The sequence below is a fragment of the Micromonospora sp. CPCC 206060 genome (assembly GCF_036906895.1).
Taxonomy (GTDB): domain Bacteria; phylum Actinomycetota; class Actinomycetes; order Mycobacteriales; family Micromonosporaceae; genus Micromonospora.
Genome location: NZ_JBAKHU010000143.1, coordinates 1 through 5,364, shown reverse-complemented (window position 1 = coordinate 5,364; position 5,364 = coordinate 1). Strand labels below are relative to the sequence as shown.

Annotated in this window: 3 rRNA genes; all 3 read left to right on the top strand. The window is 57.7% G+C overall.

Going from position 1 to position 5,364, the window contains the following annotated elements:
- Positions 1-152: 152 nt before the first annotated feature.
- The 3 genes from V6U90_RS32335 to rrf all read left to right on the top strand — a co-directional run bounded on the left by V6U90_RS32335 (position 153) and on the right by rrf (position 5,363).
- Positions 153-1,667: ribosomal RNA gene (locus V6U90_RS32335) — 16S ribosomal RNA — on the top strand.
- A 373-nt stretch (positions 1,668-2,040) separates the two neighbouring features.
- Positions 2,041-5,151: ribosomal RNA gene (locus V6U90_RS32330) — 23S ribosomal RNA — on the top strand.
- A 95-nt stretch (positions 5,152-5,246) separates the two neighbouring features.
- Positions 5,247-5,363 (top strand): 5S ribosomal RNA (gene rrf / locus V6U90_RS32325).
- The 16S, 23S and 5S rRNA genes sit together here, the layout of an rRNA operon.
- Position 5,364: the final 1 nt, after the last annotated feature.

Below are 5,364 nucleotides of genomic sequence, written 5' to 3'. Positions count from 1 at the left end.
TGGTGTGTGGTTGTTCTTTGAGAACTCAACAGGGTGCTTGATAAGCCAGTGCCAATTTGTTTATACCCCGGACTGGTCACATCTTTGGGTGTGGTTGGTCTTGGATTCCTTTGGCAACACTTTGTTGTCAGGACGTTTTTCAACGAAAGTTTTTGTTGGAGAGTTTGATCCTGGCTCAGGACGAACGCTGGCGGCGTGCTTAACACATGCAAGTCGAGCGGAAAGGCCCTTCGGGGTACTCGAGCGGCGAACGGGTGAGTAACACGTGAGCAACCTGCCCTAGGCTTTGGGATAACCCCGGGAAACCGGGGCTAATACCGAATATGACCTGTCACTGCATGGTGGTGGGTGGAAAGTTTTTCGGCCTGGGATGGGCTCGCGGCCTATCAGCTTGTTGGTGGGGTGATGGCCTACCAAGGCGACGACGGGTAGCCGGCCTGAGAGGGCGACCGGCCACACTGGGACTGAGACACGGCCCAGACTCCTACGGGAGGCAGCAGTGGGGAATATTGCACAATGGGCGGAAGCCTGATGCAGCGACGCCGCGTGAGGGATGACGGCCTTCGGGTTGTAAACCTCTTTCAGCAGGGACGAAGCGCAAGTGACGGTACCTGCAGAAGAAGCACCGGCCAACTACGTGCCAGCAGCCGCGGTAAGACGTAGGGTGCGAGCGTTGTCCGGATTTATTGGGCGTAAAGAGCTCGTAGGCGGCTTGTCGCGTCGACTGTGAAAACCCGCAGCTCAACTGCGGGCTTGCAGCCGATACGGGCAGGCTAGAGTTCGGTAGGGGAGACTGGAATTCCTGGTGTAGCGGTGAAATGCGCAGATATCAGGAGGAACACCGGTGGCGAAGGCGGGTCTCTGGGCCGATACTGACGCTGAGGAGCGAAAGCGTGGGGAGCGAACAGGATTAGATACCCTGGTAGTCCACGCTGTAAACGTTGGGCGCTAGGTGTGGGGGACCTCTCCGGTTCTCTGTGCCGCAGCTAACGCATTAAGCGCCCCGCCTGGGGAGTACGGCCGCAAGGCTAAAACTCAAAGGAATTGACGGGGGCCCGCACAAGCGGCGGAGCATGCGGATTAATTCGATGCAACGCGAAGAACCTTACCTGGGTTTGACATGGCCGCAAATCCTCCAGAGATGGGGGGTCCTTCGGGGGCGGTCACAGGTGGTGCATGGCTGTCGTCAGCTCGTGTCGTGAGATGTTGGGTTAAGTCCCGCAACGAGCGCAACCCTCGTTCGATGTTGCCAGCGCGTTATGGCGGGGACTCATCGAAGACTGCCGGGGTCAACTCGGAGGAAGGTGGGGATGACGTCAAGTCATCATGCCCCTTATGTCCAGGGCTTCACGCATGCTACAATGGCCGGTACAATGGGCTGCGATACCGTGAGGTGGAGCGAATCCCAAAAAGCCGGTCTCAGTTCGGATCGGGGTCTGCAACTCGACCCCGTGAAGTCGGAGTCGCTAGTAATCGCAGATCAGCAACGCTGCGGTGAATACGTTCCCGGGCCTTGTACACACCGCCCGTCACGTCACGAAAGTCGGCAACACCCGAAGCCGGTGGCCCAACCCTTGTGGAGGGAGCCGTCGAAGGTGGGGCTGGCGATTGGGACGAAGTCGTAACAAGGTAGCCGTACCGGAAGGTGCGGCTGGATCACCTCCTTTCTAAGGAGCACCTTCCACCGTAATGGTGGTAAGGAGCCCGCATCACCCGGATGTGGTGGTGGGGTGCTCGATGGCGGAGACACTGGTGAGTTTGCTGTCGGCAACGGCTGCGGCGTCTAGTACGCATCTTTCGGGGTGGTGGAACGATCGTGGTGGTGCGGCTGGTGGTGGATGATGGGCACCCTGTTGGGTCCTGAAGGAACAACCGTTGGTTGTCTTTCAGAGCCGTGTGCGGGACGTTGGTTCCGTGGGCTTGCCAGGCATGGCCTGGTGCCGCATACCGGTCCGCCTGTGGGTGGGTGTTTGGTGTGGTGCTGTGGGTTGTGGGTTGGTCGTTTGTTGAGAATTGCACAGTGGACGCGAGCATCTTTGTGGTCAAGTTGTCAAGGGCGAACGGTGGATGCCTTGGCACCAGGAGCCGATGAAGGACGTGGGAGGCCGCGATAGGCCTGGGGGAGCTGTCAACCAAGCTGTGATCCCAGGGTGTCCGAATGGGGAAACCTGGCACCAGTCATGTGGTGTCACCTGCACCTGAACACATAGGGTGTATGGGGGGAACGCGGGGAAGTGAAACATCTCAGTACCCGTAGGAAGAGAAAACAAATAGTGATTCCGTGAGTAGTGGCGAGCGAAAGCGGATGTAGGCTAAACCGGTTGCGTGTGATACCTGTCAGGGGTTGCGTGGTCGGGGTTGTGGGACCCTGCTGAGCGGGCTGACACTCGTTCGAGGAGTTACAAAGCCAGTTGCTAGCCGAACAGTCTGGAATGGCTGACCGTAGGCGGTGAGAGTCCGGTAGGTGAAAGTGGCTGGTCTTCTGTGGGTGTTCCCGAGTAGCGGCGGACTCCTGAAATCTGCCGTGAATCTGCCAGGACCACCTGGTAAGCCTAAATACTTCCTGGTGACCGATAGCGGACTAGTACCGTGAGGGAATGGTGAAAAGTACCCCGGGAGGGGAGTGAAATAGTACCTGAAACCGTTCGCCTACAATCCGTCGGAGCCTTTAGGGGTGACGGCGTGCCTTTTGAAGAATGAGCCTGCGAGTTAGTGGCATGTGGCGAGGTTAACCCGTGTGGGGTAGCCGTAGCGAAAGCGAGTCTGAATAGGGCGATTCAGTCGCGTGTCCTAGACCCGAAGCGGAGTGATCTAGCCATGGGCAGGCTGAAGCGCGGGTAAGACCGCGTGGAGGGCCGAACCCACCAACGTTGAAAAGTTGGGGGATGACCTGTGGTTAGGGGTGAAAGGCCAATCAAACTCCGTGATAGCTGGTTCTCCCCGAAATGCATTTAGGTGCAGCGTCGCGTGTTTCTTGCCGGAGGTAGAGCACTGGATGGTCTAGGGGGCCCACAAGCTTACCGAAATCAGCCAAACTCCGAATGCCGGTAAGTGAGAGCGCGGCAGTGAGACTGCGGGGGATAAGCTTCGTAGTCGAGAGGGAAACAGCCCAGATCACCAGCTAAGGCCCCTAAGCGTGTGCTAAGTGGAAAAGGATGTGGGGTCGCATAGACAACCAGGAGGTTGGCTTAGAAGCAGCCACCCTTTAAAGAGTGCGTAATAGCTCACTGGTCAAGTGGTTCCGCGCCGACAATGTAGCGGGGCTCAAGTACACCGCCGAAGCTGTGGCATTCACATTTTACTTCGCCAGGGTTTTCGGATTCTGGTGCAGGTGTGTGGATGGGTAGGGGAGCGTCGTGCCGGGGGTGAAGCAGCCGAGTGATCGAGTTGTGGACGCGGCACGAGTGAGAATGCAGGCATGAGTAGCGAAAGAAGGGTGAGAAACCCTTCCGCCGGATGACCAAGGGTTCCAGGGCCAGGCTAATCCGCCCTGGGTGAGTCGGGACCTAAGGCGAGGCCGAGAGGCGTAGTCGATGGACAACGGGTTGATATTCCCGTACCCGCGTAGGAGCGCCCATGACGAACCTTGTTGTGCTAACCACCCGAGCTGTGTGAGGTCTTCGGACTGATCACGGGGAGCGTGGGAACCTGGCGGGTAGTAGTCAAGCGATGGGGTGACGCAGGAAGGTAGCTGATCCCGGCCGGTGGTTGTGCCGGGGTAAGCGTGTAGGCCGGTGTGTAGGCAAATCCGCACACCTTGTGGCTGAGACGTGATGCCGAGCCGATTCAGGTGAAGTCAGTGATCCTATGCTGCCGAGAAAAGCCTCTAGCGATGTTCCGAGCGGCCCGTACCCCAAACCGACACAGGTGGTCAGGTAGAGAATACCGAGGCGATCGGGCGAACTGTGGTTAAGGAACTCGGCAAATTGCCCCCGTAACTTAGGGAGAAGGGGGGCCGGAGACGTGAAGCCACTTGCTGGTGGAGCGTTGTATGGCCGCAGAGAGCAGGGGGAAGCGACTGTTTACTAAAAACACAGGTCCATGCGAAGAAGTAATTCGATGTATATGGACTGACGCCTGCCCGGTGCTGGAACGTTAAGGGGACCGGTTAGTCTTTCGGGGCGAAGCTGAGAACTTAAGCGCCAGTAAACGGCGGTGGTAACTATAACCATCCTAAGGTAGCGAAATTCCTTGTCGGGTAAGTTCCGACCTGCACGAATGGCGTAACGACTTCCCCACTGTCTCAACCACAGGCCCGGCGAAATTGCATTACGAGTAAAGATGCTCGTTACGCGCGGCAGGACGGAAAGACCCCGGGACCTTTACTATAGCTTGACATTGGTATCTGAATTAGCTTGTGTAGGATAGGTGGGAGCCGGTGAAGTCCATACGCCAGTATGGGTGGAGGCAATCTTGAAATACCACTCTGGTTGATTTGGGTATCTAACTTCGGACCGTGATCCGGTTCAGGGACAGTGTCTGGTGGGTAGTTTAACTGGGGCGGTTGCCTCCTAAAGGGTAACGGAGGCGCCCAAAGGTTCCCTCAGCCTGGTTGGCAATCAGGTGTTGAGTGCAAGTACACAAGGGAGCTTGACTGTGAGACTGACAGGTCGAGCAGGGACGAAAGTCGGGACTAGTGATCCGGCACTTGCGTGTGGAAGCGGTGTCGCTCAACGGATAAAAGGTACCCCGGGGATAACAGGCTGATCTTCCCCAAGAGTCCATATCGACGGGATGGTTTGGCACCTCGATGTCGGCTCGTCGCATCCTGGGGCTGTAGCAGGTCCCAAGGGTTGGGCTGTTCGCCCATTAAAGCGGTACGCGAGCTGGGTTTAGAACGTCGTGAGACAGTTCGGTCCCTATCCGCCGTGCGCGTAGGATACTTGAGAAGGGCTGTCCCTAGTACGAGAGGACCGGGACGGACGAACCTCTGGTGTGCCAGTTGTCCCGCCAGGGGCACGGCTGGTTGGCTACGTTCGGAAGGGATAACCGCTGAAAGCATCTAAGCGGGAAGCTCGCTTCAAGATGAGGTATCCCGCCCACCTTTGGTGGGGTAAGGCCCCCAGCTAGACGACTGGGTTGATAGGCTGGAGATGTAAGCCCGGTAACGGGTTCAGTCGACCGGTACTAATAGGCCGAGGACTTGATAACAAGGCTGCTACGCGTCCACTGTGCAACTCTCGACAAACGAACACCCCCGCCAAAGTGGTTTTGGTTGGGTGTGGTGTTTGATAAGTCGATAGGGTTACGGCGGTCATGGCGGAGGGGAAACGCCCGGTTACATTCCGAACCCGGAAGCTAAGCCTTCCAGCGCCGATGGTACTGCACTCGGGAGGGTGTGGGAGAGTAGGACGCCGCCGGACA